16 protein-coding genes are annotated in these 18,711 nt (G+C 60.3%); 9 read left to right on the top strand and 7 right to left on the bottom strand.

The features are described from left to right. Nucleotides 1-3 precede the first annotated feature (3 nt). Both ACZZ0G_RS10800 and ACZZ0G_RS10795 read right to left on the bottom strand, forming a co-directional pair. Nucleotides 4-1,572: a phospholipase D family protein gene (locus ACZZ0G_RS10800; protein ID WP_463556129.1), complete on the bottom strand. Its 1,569-nt coding sequence runs from the start codon at nucleotides 1,570-1,572 to the stop codon at nucleotides 4-6. A gap of 60 nt (nucleotides 1,573-1,632) precedes the next feature. Further along, the gene (locus ACZZ0G_RS10795; RefSeq protein WP_463556128.1) at nucleotides 1,633-3,054 is read right to left on the bottom strand and encodes an aminotransferase-like domain-containing protein; all 1,422 of its coding nucleotides are present in this window, start codon (nucleotides 3,052-3,054) and stop codon (nucleotides 1,633-1,635) included. A 178-nt stretch (nucleotides 3,055-3,232) separates the two neighbouring features. Between ACZZ0G_RS10795 and ACZZ0G_RS10790 the strand changes: the two genes are divergently transcribed. Next, nucleotides 3,233-3,478: a DUF1127 domain-containing protein gene (locus ACZZ0G_RS10790; RefSeq protein WP_463556127.1), complete on the top strand. Its 246-nt coding sequence runs from the start codon at nucleotides 3,233-3,235 to the stop codon at nucleotides 3,476-3,478. Nucleotides 3,479-3,592: 114 nt separating this feature from the next. Here ACZZ0G_RS10790 and ACZZ0G_RS10785 read toward each other — a convergent pair whose 3' ends face one another. Beyond that, the gene (locus ACZZ0G_RS10785) at nucleotides 3,593-4,903 is read right to left on the bottom strand and encodes an NAD(P)/FAD-dependent oxidoreductase (RefSeq protein ID WP_463556126.1); all 1,311 of its coding nucleotides are present in this window, start codon (nucleotides 4,901-4,903) and stop codon (nucleotides 3,593-3,595) included. A gap of 148 nt (nucleotides 4,904-5,051) precedes the next feature. Between ACZZ0G_RS10785 and ACZZ0G_RS10780 the strand changes: the two genes are divergently transcribed. After that, nucleotides 5,052-5,405 (top strand): YkgJ family cysteine cluster protein, encoded by a 354-nt coding sequence (locus tag ACZZ0G_RS10780; RefSeq protein ID WP_038359217.1) that lies wholly within the window; start codon nucleotides 5,052-5,054, stop codon nucleotides 5,403-5,405. A gap of 123 nt (nucleotides 5,406-5,528) precedes the next feature. Here ACZZ0G_RS10780 and ACZZ0G_RS10775 read toward each other — a convergent pair whose 3' ends face one another. Then, a complete protein-coding gene (locus ACZZ0G_RS10775) occupies nucleotides 5,529-6,017 on the bottom strand; it encodes an Lrp/AsnC ligand binding domain-containing protein (protein ID WP_003206849.1) in 489 nt (162 codons plus the stop codon). A gap of 155 nt (nucleotides 6,018-6,172) precedes the next feature. On the opposite strand from ACZZ0G_RS10775, the gene dadA reads away from it, so the two are divergent. The 6 genes from dadA (at nucleotide 6,173) to ACZZ0G_RS10745 (ending at nucleotide 12,446) form a co-directional block, all read left to right on the top strand. Continuing rightward, nucleotides 6,173-7,477, top strand: coding sequence for a D-amino acid dehydrogenase (gene dadA, locus ACZZ0G_RS10770; RefSeq protein ID WP_463556125.1), 1,305 nt, complete (start codon nucleotides 6,173-6,175; stop codon nucleotides 7,475-7,477). Next, the gene (locus ACZZ0G_RS10765; RefSeq protein ID WP_463556124.1) at nucleotides 7,449-7,802 is read left to right on the top strand and encodes a RidA family protein; all 354 of its coding nucleotides are present in this window, start codon (nucleotides 7,449-7,451) and stop codon (nucleotides 7,800-7,802) included. The genes dadA and ACZZ0G_RS10765 overlap by 29 nt, the downstream gene beginning before the upstream one ends. Before the next feature lie 95 nt (nucleotides 7,803-7,897). Continuing rightward, nucleotides 7,898-8,971: an alanine racemase gene (gene alr / locus ACZZ0G_RS10760; protein WP_463556123.1), complete on the top strand. Its 1,074-nt coding sequence runs from the start codon at nucleotides 7,898-7,900 to the stop codon at nucleotides 8,969-8,971. 88 nt (nucleotides 8,972-9,059) lie between these two features. After that, nucleotides 9,060-9,608: a cupin domain-containing protein gene (locus ACZZ0G_RS10755; protein ID WP_007920393.1), complete on the top strand. Its 549-nt coding sequence runs from the start codon at nucleotides 9,060-9,062 to the stop codon at nucleotides 9,606-9,608. A gap of 181 nt (nucleotides 9,609-9,789) precedes the next feature. Further along, complete coding sequence (locus ACZZ0G_RS10750; RefSeq protein ID WP_430948063.1) at nucleotides 9,790-10,206, top strand: c-type cytochrome; 417 nt, start codon at nucleotides 9,790-9,792, stop codon at nucleotides 10,204-10,206. A 317-nt stretch (nucleotides 10,207-10,523) separates the two neighbouring features. Beyond that, on the top strand, nucleotides 10,524-12,446 hold the full coding sequence (locus ACZZ0G_RS10745) for an acetyl-CoA hydrolase/transferase C-terminal domain-containing protein (protein WP_463556122.1): 1,923 nt from the start codon (nucleotides 10,524-10,526) through the stop codon (nucleotides 12,444-12,446). Between the two features lie 131 nt (nucleotides 12,447-12,577). On the opposite strand, the gene ACZZ0G_RS10740 is transcribed toward ACZZ0G_RS10745, so the two are convergent. Together ACZZ0G_RS10740 and rep are read right to left on the bottom strand one after the other, a co-directional pair. Continuing rightward, nucleotides 12,578-13,150 (bottom strand): xanthine phosphoribosyltransferase, encoded by a 573-nt coding sequence (locus ACZZ0G_RS10740; RefSeq protein WP_397484117.1) that lies wholly within the window; start codon nucleotides 13,148-13,150, stop codon nucleotides 12,578-12,580. A 59-nt stretch (nucleotides 13,151-13,209) separates the two neighbouring features. After that, the gene (gene rep, locus ACZZ0G_RS10735; protein WP_064116415.1) at nucleotides 13,210-15,219 is read right to left on the bottom strand and encodes a DNA helicase Rep; all 2,010 of its coding nucleotides are present in this window, start codon (nucleotides 15,217-15,219) and stop codon (nucleotides 13,210-13,212) included. Between the two features lie 262 nt (nucleotides 15,220-15,481). On the opposite strand from rep, the gene ACZZ0G_RS10730 reads away from it, so the two are divergent. After that, nucleotides 15,482-17,152: a putative bifunctional diguanylate cyclase/phosphodiesterase gene (locus ACZZ0G_RS10730; RefSeq protein ID WP_463556121.1), complete on the top strand. Its 1,671-nt coding sequence runs from the start codon at nucleotides 15,482-15,484 to the stop codon at nucleotides 17,150-17,152. 58 nt (nucleotides 17,153-17,210) lie between these two features. On the opposite strand, the gene ACZZ0G_RS10725 is transcribed toward ACZZ0G_RS10730, so the two are convergent. Continuing rightward, a complete protein-coding gene (locus ACZZ0G_RS10725) occupies nucleotides 17,211-18,605 on the bottom strand; it encodes a NorM family multidrug efflux MATE transporter (RefSeq protein ID WP_463556120.1) in 1,395 nt (464 codons plus the stop codon). Nucleotides 18,606-18,711 lie beyond the last annotated feature (106 nt).

Below are 18,711 nucleotides of genomic sequence, written 5' to 3'. Positions count from 1 at the left end.
TGATTACAACATGCGTTCCAGGCCGACCGTGGTGCTGAACCACGCATTGAACCGTCGCCACCAGCTCCCCGGTTCTTTGCTCAGCGTGTGCATCTGGCCGTTGTCTTCGGTGACCCAGACAATCTGGCCATCCTGCAATTTCGCCTGATAACTCAATGCGGGCGCCATGCCCTGCAAGGCCAATTCACGCACATGCTCGGCCAGCTCCGGGCTGTCGACCAAGACCCCGACCTCGGTGTTCCACAGCACCGAGCGCGGGTCGAAGTTGAATGAGCCGATAAACGACTTCTGCCGATCAAAGATCATCGCCTTGCTGTGCAGGCTTGAATCCGAGCCGCGAAACGACTTGCTGTAAAACACATGCGGGCCGCTGCCGTAGTTATCCCCAGGCTGGCGGCGTAGCTCATACAGCTTTACGCCGTGCTCCAGCAACGCTTTGCGATACGGCGCATAGCCACCGTGTACCGCTGGCACGTCGGTGGCTTCCAGCGAGTTGGTCAGTAAGCTCACGGACACCCCGGCATCGGCGCGACCGGTCAGGTACACCAGACCCGGTTGGCCCGGTACGAAATACGCCGAAATCATGATCAGCTCTTTGCTGACGCCGCGCAGTTCCGGGCCCAACTGCGTGGTCAGCAGCAATTGCGGATCCGGCTCACCCTTGGCCAAGACCTTGCTCGGCGCGTCCCACAACGCCTGATTCCATGCCCAGATCAGCTCTTTGCGCCAGATATCCATGCGCGGCGCAGTCTTGAACGTCATCAACTGCTGATACAGCGCGTGATTCTGTTTGCGGGTTTCTTCCAGCGATTCTTCCAGACGCGTGCGGGTGTTTTCCAGATCCTTGGCGGTCGGCTGGCTGGTAAGGAATTCGTCGATCGGTTTGCTCAGGGCGCTGTTCCAGTACTGGTCGAAACTGTGCCCAAGCTGCTCGGCCACCGGCCCGACGCTGAGCATGTCGATGTCGGTGAAATTCAGGTTCGGCTCGGCGTCGAAATACTCGTCACCCAGATTGCGCCCGCCGACGATGGCCACACTGTTGTCGGCCAGCCACAGCTTGTTGTGCATGCGCCGGTGTTGCAGCGACAGGTTGAACAAACGGCCCGCCGCGCGGGTGACGCCGGTGCTACGGCCCAGATGCAGCGGGTTGAACAGGCGAATCTGGATCTGCGGATGCGCCGCCAGTGTGGCGATGATCTGGTCCAGACCGTCGCTGGTGGTGTCGTCGAGCAGGATGCGCACGCGCACGCCACGATCGGCAGCCTTGAGCAGTTCCTCCACCAGCATTCGCGTGCTGATGCCGTCATGGACGATGTAGTACTGCAGATCGAGACTGCTCTGGGCGTTGCGGATCAACTCGGCGCGTGCGGTGAACGCCTCGCTGCTGTTGGACAGCAGGCGAAAGCCCGAGCGGCCTTGATAGGGCGCCGCTTGCGCCTGAATCGAACGGCCGAAGCTGGAATCGGATGCCGGCAACGCCTGACTCGGCTCGCGCGGAACATCAAGGCTGGCACAGCCACTCAGGAACGAGGCGAGTAACAGCAAAGCGAACAGGGGCTGTCTGAAGCTCACGTAGGGTCATTCCGAATGGCGGCTAGGGTCGGCATATGGACGCGGTTCTCTGGAAAAAAGTCAGTCGGCTTCGGCCAGCAATCTGACCGCCGTCTCGCCAACCTTGCGCACCGCTTCTTCGATCTGCGCTGTCGGTTTGGCAGCGTAGTTCATCCGCAGGCAATTGCGGTACTTGCCCGAGGCGGAAAAGATGCTGCCGACGGCAATCTGTACGCCTTGGTCGTGCAACTCACGATTGAGTTTCAGGGTGTCGAAACCTTCCGGCAATTCAACCCACAACATGAAACTGCCTTGCGGTCGACTGGCGCGGGTGCCTGCCGGGAAATAGCGGGTCACCCAGTCGATCATCATGTCGCGACTGCGCTGGTATTGCGTGCGCATGCGCCGCAAATGCGGTTCAAAATGGCCGGCCTTGAGAAATTCGGCGATGGCGATCTGCGGCTGCGGTGCGGTCGATCCGGTGCTGATGTATTTCATGTGCAGCACGCGCTCGAGGTATCGGCCCGGTGCGACCCAACCAATGCGCAGCCCCGGCGCCAAGGTCTTGGAAAACGAACTGCAGAGCAGCACGCGGCCGTCTTCGTCGAAGGATTTGATCGTTCGTGGGCGCGGGTAGGTGTAGGCCAGTTCGCCATACACATCGTCTTCGATGATCGCCACGTCGAAGCGCTGCGCGAGGTTGAGCAAGGCACGTTTGCGCGACTCCGGCATGATATAGCCGAGCGGGTTGTTGCAATTCGGGGTGAGCTGAATGACCTTGATCGGCCATTGCTCCAGCGCCAGTTCCAGCGCTTCGAGGCTGATCCCGGTGAGCGGGTCGGTGGGGATTTCCAGGGCCTTCATGCCCAGGCCTTTGAGCGTTTGCATGGCGCCGTGGAAGCTCGGCGAATCCACCGCAACGATATCGCCCGGCTCGCAGATCGCGTGGATGCTGGTGGACAGCGCTTCGTGACAACCGGTGGTGATCACCAGGTCGCTGGCGCTCAACTGGCAGCCGGAGTCGAGCATCAGTCGAGCGATCTGTTCGCGCAGTTCGAGAGTGCCGTGAATGTTGTCGTAATACAGACCGGGCATGTCCTGACGGCGGCTGATCCGTGCCAGTCCGCGCAGCAGCGGTTTCATCGTCGGCGAGCTGATGTCCGGCATGCCGCGACCCAGTTGCACGACATCCTTGCGCGGCACCGCGCGAATCAACTCCAGCACTTGATCCCATTGCGAAATCTCCACCGGCCGCTGGGCCGGGCGGCCAACGGCTGGCAGCTCCGGCAATTCGCGGCCGACCGGCACAAAGTAACCGGACTTGGGTTTCGGCGTGGCCAGGCCACTGTCTTCAAGTACGCGATAGGCCTGCTGCACCGTGCTCAGGCTGACCCCGTGTTCGACGCTCAAGGCGCGCACCGACGGCAGTCGGTCACCCGGACGATAGAAGCCGTTTTCGATGCGCGTGCCGAGCAGTTCGGCGAGGTTTACATAAAGGGTCATGGCGCTGCCTCGGTGCGGTGATTCGATAAACCAGTACAGATGCAGCAAAAATCGACAATTCAGAGGGCAAAGCGGCAAATCTGTATGGATTTAATACAGTCGCTTTGAATCTGTAATGGTTTTGCTCGCCCGCGCATCATGGAATCTCTGGCTACCCAAGTAAACAGGAGCATTGAAAATGAACGGCTTGAGCGATGTGCGGCTGACGTTACACAGTCAGGAACTGGCGGCAGGGCAGAAGGATCGTGCACGCAATGAGATCATGCGTAACGCACCGTCCGACCTGAGTCGCTGGAATCTGTTCTGGCATCGTCTGCACACGCGCAAGGCGTTGCTGGCGCTGACGGCGGACCAGCTCAAGGACATCGGGCTGTCCCGTGAGCAGGCGCTGGAGGAGGGGTTGAAGCCGTTCTGGCGGATCTGACAACCACTGATCGTTCCCACGCTCTGCGTGGGAACGCCGCCCCGGACGCTCCGCGTCCGTTGTGACGCAGAGCGTCACTGGATGCATTCCCACGCAGAGCGTGGGAACGATCAATCAGACCAACTCTTTCATCCGATGCCACAACATCCCCAACGCCAACAACGGCGAGCGCAAATGCTTGCCGCCCGGGAAGGTGATGTGTGGGACCTTTGCGAACAGGTCAAAGCCACCGCTGTGCTGCCCGCTGATTGCTTCGGCGAGCAACTTGCCCGCCAAGTGCGTGGCGTTCACGCCGTGGCCTGAGTAGGCCTGGGCGTAATACACGTTCGGCTGATCGTTGAGCCGGCCAATCTGCGGCAAGCGATTGGCGCCGATGCCGATCATCCCGCCCCACTGAAAATCGATCTTCACCCCGGCCATTTGCGGGAAAACCTTGAGCATCTTCGGCTGCATGTACGCGGCGATGTCTTTCGGGTCACGTCCTGAATAATGGCAGGCACCGCCAAACAGCAGGCGGCGATCGGCCGAGAGCCGGTAGTAATCCAGCGCGACACGCTGGTCGCAGACCGCCATGTTCTGCGGCAGCAGGTTATGTGCCTGTGCTTCGCTCAACGGCTCGGTGGCGATGATGTAGCTGCCGGCCGGCAGGACTTTGCCGCTGAGTTGCGGATTCAGACCATTGAGATAGGCATTGCAGCCGAGGACCAGCGTCTTCGCGCGTACCGAGCCTTGCGCCGTGTGCACCTTCACTTGAGGTCCGTAATCGATACGCGTCACCGACGAATGTTCAAACAGTTTGACGCCCAACTGCTGCGCCGCTGCCGCTTCACCCAGCGCGAGATTCAGCGGATGCAGATGTCCTGAACCCATGTCGATCAAACCGCCGACATAGCGCTTGGAGCCGACCACCGTGTGCATTTCGTTGGCCTGCAGCAAACGGGTTTCGTAGCGATAGCCGAGGCCGCGCAGTTCTTCGGCGTCTTCGGCAAAACCTTCGAGGTCGGACGGTTTGTTGGCGAGGTCGCAGTAGCCCCAGGTCAAATCGCAGGCAATCTGAAAACGCTCCACGCGCTGGCGAACGATTTCCACCGCTTCCAGGCCCATCAGTTTCATCTCGCGCACGCCGTCGGCACCGATGACGTTGGCGAACTGATCGAGACCGTGACCGACGCCGCGAATCAACTGCCCGCCGTTGCGGCCGCTGGCGCCCCAGCCGATCTTGTGCGCCTCGAGCAACACCACGCTGAGGCCGCGTTCAGCCAGTTCCAGCGCGGTGTTCAGCCCGGAAAAGCCACCGCCAACCACGCAGACATCGGCCAGCACTTCACCTTGCAGCACTGGATGATCGGGCTGCGGCAGGCTGCTGGCGGCGTAATAAGAGGCAACGTGGGGTTGGCTCGCGGAAGTGTGGGCGCGGGCGGTCATGGGCGTCATCCAACGGCTAAGGTGTCGAGAAAATTTGACGGAGCATAAGCCGCACGCCCGAACGTGGGCAACACTGGTCGGCCTGCGGTGTCTGGATCACGGCTTTTGCGGCACAATTGCCACCTATTCCACCTTGGTTACCGTTTCGATGAGCTGCAACAGCCAGACAGTCCGCACCTTGCGTCAGCAGATCCCCTCGTTCGAGTGCGTGCCCGGCTGCCACGACTGCTGCGGCCCGGTGACCACTTCGCCGGAAGAAATGGCCCGCCTGCCGCGCAAGACTCGCGCCGAACAGGATGCGGCAATGGAAGAGTTGAACTGTGTGCATCTGGGGCCGAATGGCTGCACGGTGTATGAGGAGCGGCCGTTGATTTGCCGGTTATTCGGTACGACCAAAACCTTGCCTTGCCCGAATGAGCGGCGGCCGGTGGAGCTGATTCATCCGCGAGTTGAAAAGCAGATTTTCGAGTACATGGCGGCGAATCGGCAGGTGTTGGTCTAAAAAGATCGTTCCCACGCTCTGCGTGGGAATGCAGCCCGGGACGCTCTGCGTCCCAAATGCCGAACGCGGAGCTTCCGAAGAGGCATTCCCACGCAGAGCGTGGGAACGATCATCTTAAAAACCTCAATCCGGAATCGGCAGGTTCAGGCTCTCCTTAACCTCTTCCATCACGATATAACTCTTCGACTCCCGCACATGTGGCAGCTTCAACAGAATGTCGCCCAGCAGCTTGCGGTACGAGGCCATCTCGGAAATCCGTGCCTTCACCAGATAGTCGAAATCCCCTGACACCAGATGACATTCCAGCACGTGCGGCAACTTCAGCACCGCGCGTCGGAACTCTTCGAAAGTGTCGCCGGATTTGTAGTCGAGGCTGATCTCGACGAACACCAGCAAGCTACCCTTCAAGTGCTGCGGATTCAGCCGGGCGTTGTAGCCCATGATGATTCCTTCGCGCTCCAGACGCCGCACGCGCTCGGTGCACGGCGTGGTCGACAGCCCGACCTTTTCGCCGAGTTCGGTAAAGGAAATCCGCCCGTCCGCCTGCAGGATCCGCAAGATGTTGCGGTCGATCTTGTCCAGCTCACGTTTGGTCTGAGTGTTGGTACGCATAGGGGATGCGCCTCCGTGAAAAGGGTTTTTGCCGAGAATTGTCGCCAAATATAGGCGCTTATATAGTGAAAAGCACTGGCATTTCTTTTTTACACTGCGCGCATCATTGCTCTAACAACAGACGTGCGCGGCCCTGCCGCGATGAGGGACACAAAATGCGTGTAATGGTCTTGGGTAGCGGCGTCATCGGTACCGCCAGTGCTTACTATCTGGCCCGTGCCGGGTTTGAAGTGGTGGTGGTCGACCGGCAGCCAGCCGCGGCCATGGAGACCAGTTTCGCCAACGCTGGCCAGGTGTCGCCGGGTTATGCCTCGCCGTGGGCTGCGCCGGGCGTACCGCTCAAAGCGATCAAGTGGCTGCTGCAACGCCACGCCCCTCTCGCGATCAAGGCCACCGCCGACATCGATCAGTACCTGTGGATGGCGCAGATGCTGCGCAACTGCACCGCCAACCGCTACGCGGTGAACAAGGAGCGCATGGTGCGTCTGTCCGAGTACAGCCGCGACTGCCTCGACGAACTGCGTGCGGAGACCGGCATTGCCTACGAAGGCCGCAGCCTCGGCACCACTCAGCTGTTCCGCACCCAGGCGCAACTGGATAACGCCGCCAAAGACATCGCCGTGCTGAGAGAATCCGGCGTGCCGTTTGAGGTTCTCGACCGCGCCGGCATTGCCCGCGTCGAACCGGCCCTGGCGGGTGTCACCGACATCCTCGCCGGTGCCCTGCGCCTGCCGAACGACCAGACGGGCGACTGCCAGATCTTCACCACACGCCTCGCCGAAATGGCGGTGAAGCTCGGTGTCGAATTCCGCTTCGGTCAGGACATCCAGAAACTCGACTACGCCGGTGATCGCATCAACGGTGTGTGGATCGATGGCAAACTGGAAACCGCCGACCGCTACGTGCTGGCGCTCGGCAGCTACTCGCCGCAACTGCTCAAGCCGCTCGGCATCAAGGCCCCGGTGTATCCGCTCAAGGGTTACTCGTTGACCGTGCCGATCACCAATCCGGCAATGGCCCCGACGTCGACCATTCTCGACGAGACCTACAAGGTCGCAATCACCCGTTTCGACAACCGCATCCGCGTCGGCGGCATGGCCGAGATCGCCGGTTTTGACCTGTCGCTGAACCCGCGTCGCCGCGAAACCCTGGAGATGATCGTCAACGACCTTTATCCTCAGGGCGGCAATCTGGCCGAGGCGAGTTTCTGGACCGGCCTGCGTCCGACCACCCCGGACGGCACGCCGATCGTTGGCGCCACGCCGTTCAAGAACCTGTTCCTCAACACCGGCCACGGCACGCTCGGTTGGACCATGGCATGCGGTTCCGGTCGTTTGCTGGCCGACCTGATGGCGAAGAAAAAGCCACAGATCAGCGCCGAAGGCCTCGATATTTCCCGTTATGGCAACAAAATTCAGGAGTCCGCAAAACATGTCAATCCAGCGCCAGCTCACCAATGAGCGCATGAGTCAGATCGTCAGCCACAACGGCACCGTGTATCTGGCCGGGCAGGTCGGCGACGACTTTGACGGCGGAATTGAACAGCAGACTCGCGAAGTTCTTGCCAATATCGAGCGTTTGCTCGATCTGGCCGGCACCGACAAACAGCATTTGCTGTCGGCGACGATCTACCTGAACGGCATCGATGAACACTTCGCCGGAATGAACTCGGTGTGGGACCAGTGGCTGCCAAAAGGCGCTGCCCCGGCCCGCGCCACCGTCGAAGCGAAAATGGCCAAGCCGAGCATCCTGGTAGAAATCTCTATCGTCGCCGCGCTGCCGTAACGCGTTGTAAAGATCCCTCTCCCGGCGCTGTTGGCGGTTCACGTCGTCAGTCGGCGCCGGTTTTTCTTCCCATGACCGCCTAGAAGTCTGCCGCCATGCGTCCTGCCCGTGCCCTGATCGACCTTCAAGCCCTGCGCCACAACTACCGAATTGCCCGCGAAGTCACCGGCGCCAAGGCGCTCGCCGTGATCAAAGCCGATGCCTATGGCCATGGCGCGGTGCGTTGCGCGCAGGCGCTGGAAGCCGAGGCCGATGGTTTTGCCGTCGCCTGCATCGAGGAAGCTTTAGAGTTGCGCGCGGCCGGCATCAAGGCCCCGGTATTGTTGCTCGAAGGCATCTTTGAAGCCGATGAGCTGGCGCTGATCGTCGAGCACGATTTCTGGACCGTAGTGCATTCGCTGTGGCAGCTCGAAGCGATCGAACAAGCAGCGCTGAGCAAACCGATTACCGTGTGGCTGAAGCTCGATTCAGGCATGCACCGCGTGGGTCTGCATCCGAAGGATTATGCAGCGGCTTATCAGCGTCTGCTGGACAGCGGCAAAGTGGCGAAGATCGTCTTGATGAGCCACTTCGCCCGCGCCGATGAGCTGCACGCGCAGAGCAGCACCGAGCAAGTTGCGGTGTTTGAAGCGGCGCGTCAGGGCCTGGCGGCGGAAGTCAGCCTGCGCAACTCGCCCGCCGTACTGGGTTGGCCGCAGATCCACAGTGATTGGGTGCGTCCGGGCATCATGCTCTACGGTGCAACGCCGTTCGAAGAAGCCAACGCCGTCGCCGATCGTCTGCAGCCGGTGATGACCCTGGAGTCGAAAGTCATCTGCGTCCGTGAACTGCCCGCCGGCGAGCCGATCGGCTACGGCGCCAAATTCGTCACTGACAAGCCAATGCGCATCGGCGTGGTCGCCATGGGTTATGCCGATGGCTACCCGCGGCAGGCGCCGACTGGTACGCCAGTGTTGGTGGCGGGTAAGCGCAGTCGCATTCTCGGTCGTGTGTCGATGGACATGCTTTGCATTGACCTCACTGACGTGCCGGAAGCCGACCTCGGTTCGACCGTCGAACTGTGGGGCAAAAACATCCTCGCCAGCGAAGTGGCGCAGTGGGCCGACACCATCCCGTACCAGATCTTCTGCAACCTGCGCCGGGTGCCAAGGCTCTATTCCGAGGGTTGACGCCGCTGCGGGGGCCAAGTGTTGTAAATACTGAACGCTGTCGCCATGATAACGCTCAATATTCTTACAACATCAGGAGGCTCGCGCCTTGGACGTCGGTGAACGACTGCAATCGATCCGCAAGCTCAAAGGGCTTTCCCAGCGTGAACTCGCCAAACGCGCGGGCGTCACCAACAGCACCATTTCGATGATCGAAAAGAACAGCGTCAGCCCTTCGATCAGTTCGCTGAGAAAGGTACTGGGCGGGATTCCCATGTCCATGGTCGAGTTCTTTTCCGAAGAAATCCTGCAGGAAGTCCCGACCCAGATCGTCTACAAGGCCAACGAGCTGATCGACATTTCCGACGGTGCGGTGACCATGAAACTGGTCGGCCGCGCGCACCCCAGCCGCGCCATTGCGTTTCTCAATGAAATCTACCCGCCAGGCGCTGACACCGGTGAAGAAATGCTCACCCATGAAGGTGAGGAAACCGGAATTCTGGTGGAAGGTCGTCTGGAACTGGTGGTGGGTCTGGAAACTTTTATTCTCGAAGCCGGCGACAGCTACTACTTTGAAAGTACCAAGCCGCATCGTTTCCGTAATCCGTTCGACGCGCCTGCGCGACTAATCAGCGCAGCCACGCCAGCGAATTTTTAACAAAGAGGTGCCAAGCCATTACGGCAAAGGCACCCGGACAGTTTTTCTACCGTGCGGTATAACCCCTTCGACTATGGGGTTGTTTCAGTGTGACGGGCTACCCGCTATACTTCCGCCCGCCTGCGAACCGTGGCCGCAGGCGTGAATAGCCACCATTGAGGGTGAACGCGTGAACCTAATTATGAAAATGCTGGCCGCACCAGCAACCGTACTGGCCCTCTGGGCTGTCAGCGCTCAAGCTGCGACGAATGACGACATTGCCAAACGCCTCGAGCCGGTCGGCCAGGTGTGTGTGCAAGGGCAGGAGTGCAAGGGGATGGAAGTGGCGGCAACTGCCGGCGGCGGTGGCGGCGCGAAAACCCCGGATGAAGTGATTGCCAAGCACTGCAACGCTTGCCACGGTACCGGCCTGTTGGGTGCGCCGAAAATTGGTGACACGGCCGCGTGGAAAGAACGTGCCGATCACCAGGGCGGCCTCGACGGCATCCTTGCCAAAGCCATCACCGGTATCAACTCGATGCCGCCAAAAGGCACTTGCGCCGATTGCTCGGATGCCGAGCTCAAAGGTGCAATCGAGAAGATGTCCGGCCTGAAATAAGCCGCGCTTCTGACGAAAAAAACCGTCTTCGGACGGTTTTTTTGTGCCTGCGATTCAAGAGCCCCTCACCCCAGCCCTCTCCCGGAGGGAGAGGGAGCCGACCGAGGTGTCTGGCGCTTTACATCGACCTGAAAGACCTTAGCGATTATGGATTCAGCAAAGCTATTTCAAGTCGGCGTATCTCCCCAATATCCCCCATTCAGTCCCCTCTCCCTCCGGGAGAGGGTTAGGGTGAGGGCAATCTGACGCTGTTCTTTGCAGCAAACTCAAGGCAATCTCGGTCTACCCCTATTCACGGAACGGGCAGGAGGCTTCAGATGGTGCAGTTGTGTTCGATCGAACAGGCAGTGGACGACGTGCTGGCGCGGTTGCCGGCGCATATCCACATGGGCATGCCGCTGGGCCTGGGCAAACCCAATCACTTCGTCAACGCGCTGTACCGGCGGATCAAAGACCTGCCCGAGCGGCACCTGACGATCTACACCGCACTGTGCCTCGGCCGGCCGAATCTGGGCGACGGTTTGCAAAAGCGCTTTATCGAACCCTTCGTCGAGCGGGTCTTCGGTGATTACCCGGAGTTCGATTTCCTCGCCGACCTGCACCGCGACAGCCTGCCCGCCAACATCCGCATCGAACAGTTTTTCATGCAACCCGGCAGCCTGCTCAACAGCGCGCCGGCCCAGCAGGATTACGTCAGCAGCAACTACAGCCACGCCGCCCGCGACATCAACGCCGCCGGCCTCAATCTGGTGGCGCAGTTATTGGCCAGCAGTAGCGAACACCCAGATCGCCTGAGCCTGAGCTGCAACCCGGACATCACCCTCGACCTGTTGCCGATGATCGCCAAACGCCGCGACGCCGGGGAGACCATTTTGCTGGTCGGCCAGGTTCACACCGATCTGCCGTACATGCCGGGCGATGCCGAAGTCGATATCGACACCTTCGACCTGCTGATCGATGCAAAGGACAGCAGCACGCTGTTTTCCACGCCGAACATGCCGGTTGGGTTTCAGGATCATTTCATCGGTGTGCACGCCAGTACGCTGGTGCGCGACGGCGGCACGCTGCAGATCGGCATCGGTTCGATGGGTGATGCGCTGACTGCCGCATTGCTGGCGCGTCAGGCGGATAACGCCGGTTATAAAGCGTTGCTCGACGACATCAACCTCAGCCAGTGGGCGCAATTGATCGCACGCGAGGGCGGCACGGGGCCGTTCGCAAAAGGCCTTTACGGTTGCAGCGAAATGTTCGTCAACGGCCTGCTGGTGCTGGCGGATGCCGGAATAATCCGGCGCAAGGTTTACCCCGATGTACCGACGCAGGAACAGGCCAACGCCGGCACCCTCGACGAGACCGCGCAAACTGACGGTATTTCCGTGCACGGCGGATTCTTCCTGGGCCCGCGCAGTTTCTACGAGCGCCTGCGCGAGTTGCCGCAGAGCAAACGCCTCGAATTCAACATGACCCGCATCAGTTACATCAACGAGTTGTATGGGCAGGAAGAGCTCAAGCGCTTGCAGCGTCTCGACGCGCGATTCATCAATACCGTGTTCACCATGACTCTGCTTGGCGCTGGCGTGGCGGATCAACTGGAAGACGGGCGGGTGCTCAGCGGTGTCGGCGGGCAGTACAACTTCGTCGCGCAGGGCCATGCGTTGCACGATGCGCGCTCGATTCTGATCCTGCGCAGTTGGCGTGAATCCGGCGGCGACGTCAGCTCCAACATCGTCTGGGAATACGGCCACTGCACGATCCCACGGCATCTGCGTGACATCGTCGTGACCGAATACGGCATCGCCGACCTGCGCGGTAAGTCCGACGCAGTGGTAATCGAATCGCTGCTGAACATCAGCGATTCACGCTTCCAGCAGGGCCTGATCGAACAAGCGCAAAAGGTCGGCAAGCTGCCAAAGGATTTCCGTCTCGATCCACGCTTTGCCGACAACACCCCGCAGCGTTTGCAGGCCATCGCCGCGCGCCATCCGAAGCTGTTTCCGGAGTATCCGCTGGGCTGTGATTTCACCGCGATCGAACGGGATCTGCTGCGGGCGCTGAACTGGCTGAAGAGCAAGTTCAAACTTACCGAAATCCTCGAACTCGGCAAAGCAGCCCTCGACGCCCCCGAGGCATCGCTCTACCCCGAACACCTCGAACGCATGCAACTCACAAACCCGGAAGGCCTGAGAGAAGACCTCTTCCAGCGCTTGCTCCTCACCGGCCTCAAAGCCACCGCGCAGTAACTGCACACCGCAAAACCCACTGTGGGAGCGAGCCTGCTCGCGAAAGCGGTGTATCAGTCGACCAAGATGTCGACTGACCCAAAGCATTCGCGAGCAGGCTCGCTCCCACAGGGTATTGCGGTGTGGCTGGTTTACTCGATGAAGGTAACGACGCCACCCGTCAGCGATTTCACCCGAGCCAGCGATTCAACGCGGTAGCCCTGCGAGTCAAGTTCGGCGCGGCCGCCCTGGAATGACTTCTCGATGACGATGCCCAGACCGGCAACGGTGGCGCCGGCCTGTTTGATGATCGAGATCAGCGCTTGCGAGGCCTTACCGTTGGCCAAAAAGTCGTCGATGATCAGCACGCGGTCGCTGCTGGTCAGGTGGCGCGGGGAGATGGCCACGGTGCTTTCGGTCTTTTTGGTGAACGAGTAAACGGTCGCCGACAGCAGGTTTTCCGTCAGGGTCAGGGACTGTTGCTTGCGGGCGAAAATCACCGGCACGCCGAGGTTCAGACCGGTCATGATCGCCGGGGCGATGCCCGAGGCTTCGATGGTGACGATCTTGGTGATGCCGGAATCCTTGAACAGCGCGGCGAATTCGTCGCCGATCAGCTTCATCAGGGCCGGGTCGATCTGGTGGTTCAGGAAGGCGTCGACCTTCAGGACCTGGTCGGAAAGCACAATGCCTTGTTCGCGGATTTTCTGCTGCAATGCTTCCATGAAGCTGTCCTCTTTTGGCGCTTTGTGCGCCGAAGGTCTAGTAAAAAAAGTGGTCAATTCTAGCGCTTTAACATCGCGCGTATATCAGCCAATGCGCTGTTGCCGCGCACGACTTTGACTTCGGTCGGTGTGTCGTCGTTGCCTTCCCATGCCAGATCGTCCGGCGGCAGCTCATCGAGGAAGCGGCTCGGCGCGCAGTCGATGATCTCGCCGTACTGCTTGCGCTTGGCGGCGAAGGTGAACGCCAGGGTCTGGCGCGCGCGGGTGATGCCCACGTAGGCCAGGCGGCGTTCCTCTTCGATGGTGTCGGCTTCGATGCTGGAACGGTGCGGGAGGATTTCCTCTTCCATGCCCATGATGAACACGTAAGGGAATTCCAGACCCTTGGACGCATGCAGGGTCATCATCTGCACGCCTTCGGCGCCGTCTTCCTCTTCCTGCTGACGTTCGAGCATGTCGCGCAGGACCAGTTTGCCGATGGCGTCCTCGACGGTCATTTCGCCTTCTTCGTCCTTCTCGAGGGTGTTTTTCAACGCCTCGATCAGGAACCAGACGTTGCTCATCCGGTAATCGGCAGCCTTGTCGCTGGAGCTGTTGGTGCGCAGCCAGTTCTCGTAGTCGATGTCCATGACCATGCTGCGCAGTGCCGAGATCGGGTCTTCGCCGGCGCACTGCTCGCGGACCTTGTCCATGAAGCGCTTGAAGCGCGACAGGCGATCGGTGAAGCGGCTGTCCAGATGCTCGCCCAGACCGATTTCATCGGTGGCAGCGTACATCGAGATTTTGCGTTCAGTGGCGTAGTTGCCGAGTTTTTCCAGCGTGGTCGAGCCGATTTCCCGGCGCGGCACGTTGATCACCCGCAGGAAGGCGTTGTCGTCATCCGGGTTGACGATCAGGCGGAAGTAGGCCATCAGGTCTTTCACTTCCTGACGGCCGAAGAAGCTGTTGCCACCGCTCAGGCGATACGGCACCTGATGATGCTGCAATTTCAGCTCGATCAGCTTGGCCTGATAGTTACCGCGATAAAGGATCGCGAAATCGCTGTACGGACGGTCGGTGCGCAAGTGCAGGCTGAGGATTTCCATGGCCACGCGCTCGGCTTCGGCGTCTTCGTTGCGGCAGCGGATCACGCGGATCTCGTCGCCGTGGCCCATCTCGCTCCACAGCTGCTTTTCGAATTCGTGCGGGTTGTTCGAGATCAGCACGTTGGCGCAACGCAGGATACGACTGGTTGAGCGGTAGTTCTGCTCGAGCATCACCACTTTCAGCGATGGATAGTCGTCCTTGAGCAGCATCAGGTTTTCCGGTCGCGCGCCGCGCCAGGCGTAGATCGACTGGTCGTCGTCGCCTACCACGGTGAACTGGTTGCGCTTGCCGATAAGCATTTTCACCAGCAGGTATTGGCTGGCGTTGGTGTCCTGGTATTCGTCGACCAGCAGGTAACGGACCTTGTTCTGCCACTTTTCGAGGATGTCGGCATGTTCTTCGAAGAGTTTGACCGGCAGCAGGATCAGGTCGTCGAAGTCCACTGCGTTGAACGCTTTCAGCGTGCGCTGATAGTGGGTGTAGACGATGGCGGCAGTCTGTTCCTTGGGATTACGCGCGTTCTCCAGCGCCTGAGGCGGCAGGATCAGGTCGTTTTTCCAGGCGCCGATCATGTTCTTGATCTCGTCGACGCCGTCTTCGCCCGCGTATTCCTTCTGCATGATGTCGGTCATCAGGGCTTTGACATCGGTCTCGTCGAAAATCGAGAAACCGGGTTTGTAGCCCAGCCGCGCGTGTTCCTTGCGGATGATGTTGAGACCGAGGTTGTGGAAGGTGCAGACGGTCAGGCCACGCCCTTCGCCGGCGCGCAGCAGGGTGCCGACCCGCTCTTTCATCTCGCGCGCGGCCTTGTTGGTAAAGGTCATGGCGACGATGTACTGGGCGCGGATGCCGCAGTTCTGGATCAGGTGCGCGATTTTGCGCGTGATCACGCTGGTCTTGCCGGAGCCAGCACCGGCGAGCACCAATAGAGGGCCGCCGACGTAGTTCACGGCTTCTTGCTGCCGGGGATTGAGTCGGGACATACGAAAATTCGGGAGTCGTTGACGAAATGGGCCGGCATTTTAACAGGCTCAGCGATTTGTGCTGCTCTCTCCGACTTGTGACGTACCACGCGATTCAAATTTGCCGGTTTTGTTACTTTCGCGGAGGATGCGCGGTGATTTTGCGGCTAATGTTCTCATTCGTGACACAAAATAACGTTTTGATAACCGTTGTCATTTGGTCATTGAACGGCGCAACGGCATAATGCCCCGCCCACATCTTTGCAGAGTCTAGGGAGCTAGCTTGTCTACGCCTGTCGAACCCTTGCGTTTGCTGCTACTGGCCGAAGAGCCAGCGTGGACAGCGTTATTGCGTGAGTGTCTGGCTCCGATGGGAAGCGCGGCGGTGCTGATCAGCGCGCCGAGCTGGGAGTCGGTCAGCAGTTTGTTCGAAGACAATCGCCACGCGGTGTTGTTGACCCTTCCTGCGTTGCAACCGGCACCCGGCCGCTGCAGCCTGCCGACGGTATTGTTGCTGGAACACGAACCGGACACCGCGCCGGTTGGCGTCAGTGACTGGCTGGTGTTCGACGCCCTCGACCCCGGCATGCTGCGCCGTTGCCTGCGCCATGTGCGCGAACGCGGCGTTCTCGAAAACACCCTGCAACGCCTCGCCGAACAGGATCCGCTGACCGGCATTGCCAACCGTCAGGGTTTCCAGACCTTGCTGACGGCGCGCCTCGCAGAAAACGACGGTCGCGGCCTGGCCCTCGGGCATCTTGATCTCGACAACTTCCGCCACGCTAACGACGCCCTCGGTCATCAGGCGGGCGATCGTTTGATCCTGCAAGTCGTCGCGCGGCTGAAAAGTCAGCTGGAGGCCGGTGATCAACTGGCGCGGCTGGGCAGCGACGAATTCGCTCTGCTGATCGACACCCGCCGTGCGCCGCAACGCGCCGAGTGGATGGCCGAACGCATCACCGAAGCGCTCGCCGAACCTTATTGGGTCGATGGCGAAAGCCTGTTGATCGGCTCCAGCCTCGGCATCGCCCACGCCCGTGCGCAGGGCGGTGCCGATCCGCTGATGTGGCATGCACACATCGCCATGCAGCAGGCCAAGAGCACGCAAGGCTGCACCTTTCATATCTTCAACGAACGCATCAACCGCAACGCGCGGAGCATGGCTGATCTGGAAAGCGAGCTGCGCCGAGCCTTGCGTCGCGATGAACTGGAGCTGCATTACCAGCCCCGTCTGAACATGCAGGATGGCCAGATTGTTGGCCTCGAAGCCTTGGTGCGCTGGCGTCACAGCGAGCGCGGCCTACTGCCGCCGAGCGAGTTCGTGCCACTGGCCGAGCAGAGCGGCTTGATTGTGCCGTTGGGTTACTGGGTGATTTCCCGGGCCCTGCGCGATATGCAGGCGTTGCGCGAGCGCGGTTTGCCGGCGCTGCACATGGCGATCAACCTGTCGTTCCGCCAGTTTCAGGACAGTCAGTTGTTACCGACATTGAGCCGCTTGATCGCTGAGCGCGGCGTTGAAGCGCAGTGGCTGGAATTCGAACTGACGGAAACGGCGGTGATGCGCCGCAGCGATCTGGTCAAGCAGACCATGGACGCCCTCGGCCGCCTCGGTGTGCGTTTCTCGCTGGATGATTTCGGTACCGGGTTCTCCTCGTTTGTGCACCTCAACAGCCTGCCGATTACCTTGCTGAAGATCGACAAGAGCTTTGTCGGTGGCATGGAGCAGCGCGAGGAGAACCGCAAACTGGTGCACGCGATGATCAATCTCGCGCACAACCTGCATCTGGAAGTGGTGGCGGAAGGGGTCGAGACCCCGGAGCAACTGGAGCTGCTGCGCGGGTTTGGCTGCGATCAGGTGCAGGGTTATCTGATCAGCCGGCCGTTGCCGTTGGCGGAATTGGTTGAATACCTGACGTTTGGCTCAAGCCAACAGGTTTCTGTGGAGGCCGTTTAAAAGATCGCAGCCTGCGGCAGCTCCTACACCGATCCCTGTAGGAGCTGCCGTTTTGTTCTTAATCCGCGCCAACGACCTCAAAGCGTGATGTAGCAGGCTCCAACCGAATCATCCGCTTCATTTTCCATTCAAACGCCAGCGTCAAACTCACCGCCGCACACGCCAGGCCTAGCGCCAAACCCCACCAGACGCCTGTCGGCCCCCAGTTCAAGTGGAACGCCATCCACCACGCTGCCGGCGCACCAATCAGCCAATAGCAACCAAGCCCGACCAGAAACGTGGTTTTCGCATCCTTGAGCCCACGAATGCAGCCCATGGCAATCGTCTGCGTGCCATCAAACAACTCGAACCATGCCGCCACTGCCAACAGGCTCACCGCCAGACGAATCACCTCGGCAAACGCCGGATCGTTGTGATCGAGAAACAACCCGACCAACTGATTTGGCAGCAACCAGAACACCATGGCGAAGACCAGCATGACCACCGCACCAAAGACGATCCCGACCCGCCCGGACATCCGTGCATCGCTCAGTTGCCCGGCGCCGTAATGCTGGCCGACGCGCATGGTGATTGCGTACGACATCCCCGCGGGCACCATGAACGCTACCGAAACGATTTGCAGGGCGATCTGGTGCGCGCCCAATTGCGTGCTGCCCATCGTGCCCATGCACAACGCGGCAAATGCGAACAGACCAACTTCCACCGCGTAGGTGCCGCCGATTGGCAGGCCGAGGCGCCATAATTCTTTCAGATACTGCCGATTCGGCCGCGACAGGCCCGCGCGCAGCGGGTACGCGTCATAGGCCGGATGCCGACGGATGTGCCAGGCCAATGCCAACGCCATGCAATTAGCGACAATCGCCGTGACCAGACCGATCCCCGTCAGGCCCATTTTCGGCAGACCGAACATGCCTGTGATCAGCGCGTAATTGAGCAGGAAGTTCGCCACCGTACCGGCCAGGCTGATAACCATCACCGGCGTTGCCCGGCCAATCGCGCTGGTAAAACCGCGCAGGGCCATGAAGCTCAAGTAGCCGGGCAGGGCGAAGGGCAGGGCGATGAGGAATTGCCCGGCGGCGTTGACGTTGGTTTCGGTCTGGCCGAACAACAGCAGCACCGGTTTCAGATTCCACAGCAACAACCCGGCGCCTAATGCCATCAGCCACGCCAGCCACAGCCCGGCCTGAGTCAGCCGTGCGGCGCCAATGATGTCGCCGGCGCCTTTGCGAATCGCCACCAGCGTGCCGACTGCCGCAATCACGCCGATGCAGAAAATCGACACGAACGAATAGGTTGCTGCACCCAGCCCGCCGCCGGCCAGCGCTTCCGGACTTAAGCGCGCCATCATCAGGGTGTCAGTCAGCACCATCAACATGTGCGCCAACTGTGAAGCGATCAACGGCCCTGCCAGCCGCAGGATGGCCCAGAGTTCGGTACGCACAGGATGCTGCATGGTCATCACCACTCGATTTCAGAGGGAACAGGAGACCGTCGATTCTCTGCGCTTGGCAGGCTTTGCACAAAGGGATAAAAAGGATGGGTGGCATGATTAAAACTCA

The organism is Pseudomonas sp. AC169, assembly GCF_979258515.1.
Note: the sequence above shows the minus strand (reverse complement) of the source record. Positions and strands in the feature narration are given on the sequence as shown.

What these genes read in the sequence shown, in the direction of transcription:
- ACZZ0G_RS10795 (WP_463556128.1), bottom strand. Translation starts at nt 3,054, where the DNA reads ATGACCCTTTATGTAAACCTCGCCGAACTGCTCGGCACGCGCATCGAA.
- ACZZ0G_RS10790 (WP_463556127.1), top strand. Translation starts at nt 3,233, where the DNA reads ATGAACGGCTTGAGCGATGTGCGGCTGACGTTACACAGTCAGGAACTG.
- ACZZ0G_RS10785 (WP_463556126.1), bottom strand. Translation starts at nt 4,903, where the DNA reads ATGACCGCCCGCGCCCACACTTCCGCGAGCCAACCCCACGTTGCCTCT.
- ACZZ0G_RS10780 (WP_038359217.1), top strand. Translation starts at nt 5,052, where the DNA reads ATGAGCTGCAACAGCCAGACAGTCCGCACCTTGCGTCAGCAGATCCCC.
- ACZZ0G_RS10775 (WP_003206849.1), bottom strand. Translation starts at nt 6,017, where the DNA reads ATGCGTACCAACACTCAGACCAAACGTGAGCTGGACAAGATCGACCGC.
- dadA (WP_463556125.1), top strand. Translation starts at nt 6,173, where the DNA reads ATGCGTGTAATGGTCTTGGGTAGCGGCGTCATCGGTACCGCCAGTGCT.
- ACZZ0G_RS10765 (WP_463556124.1), top strand. Translation starts at nt 7,449, where the DNA reads ATGTCAATCCAGCGCCAGCTCACCAATGAGCGCATGAGTCAGATCGTC.
- alr (WP_463556123.1), top strand. Translation starts at nt 7,898, where the DNA reads ATGCGTCCTGCCCGTGCCCTGATCGACCTTCAAGCCCTGCGCCACAAC.
- ACZZ0G_RS10750 (WP_430948063.1), top strand. Translation starts at nt 9,790, where the DNA reads ATGAAAATGCTGGCCGCACCAGCAACCGTACTGGCCCTCTGGGCTGTC.
- ACZZ0G_RS10745 (WP_463556122.1), top strand. Translation starts at nt 10,524, where the DNA reads ATGGTGCAGTTGTGTTCGATCGAACAGGCAGTGGACGACGTGCTGGCG.
- ACZZ0G_RS10740 (WP_397484117.1), bottom strand. Translation starts at nt 13,150, where the DNA reads ATGGAAGCATTGCAGCAGAAAATCCGCGAACAAGGCATTGTGCTTTCC.
- rep (WP_064116415.1), bottom strand. Translation starts at nt 15,219, where the DNA reads ATGTCCCGACTCAATCCCCGGCAGCAAGAAGCCGTGAACTACGTCGGC.
- ACZZ0G_RS10725 (WP_463556120.1), bottom strand. Translation starts at nt 18,605, where the DNA reads ATGCAGCATCCTGTGCGTACCGAACTCTGGGCCATCCTGCGGCTGGCA.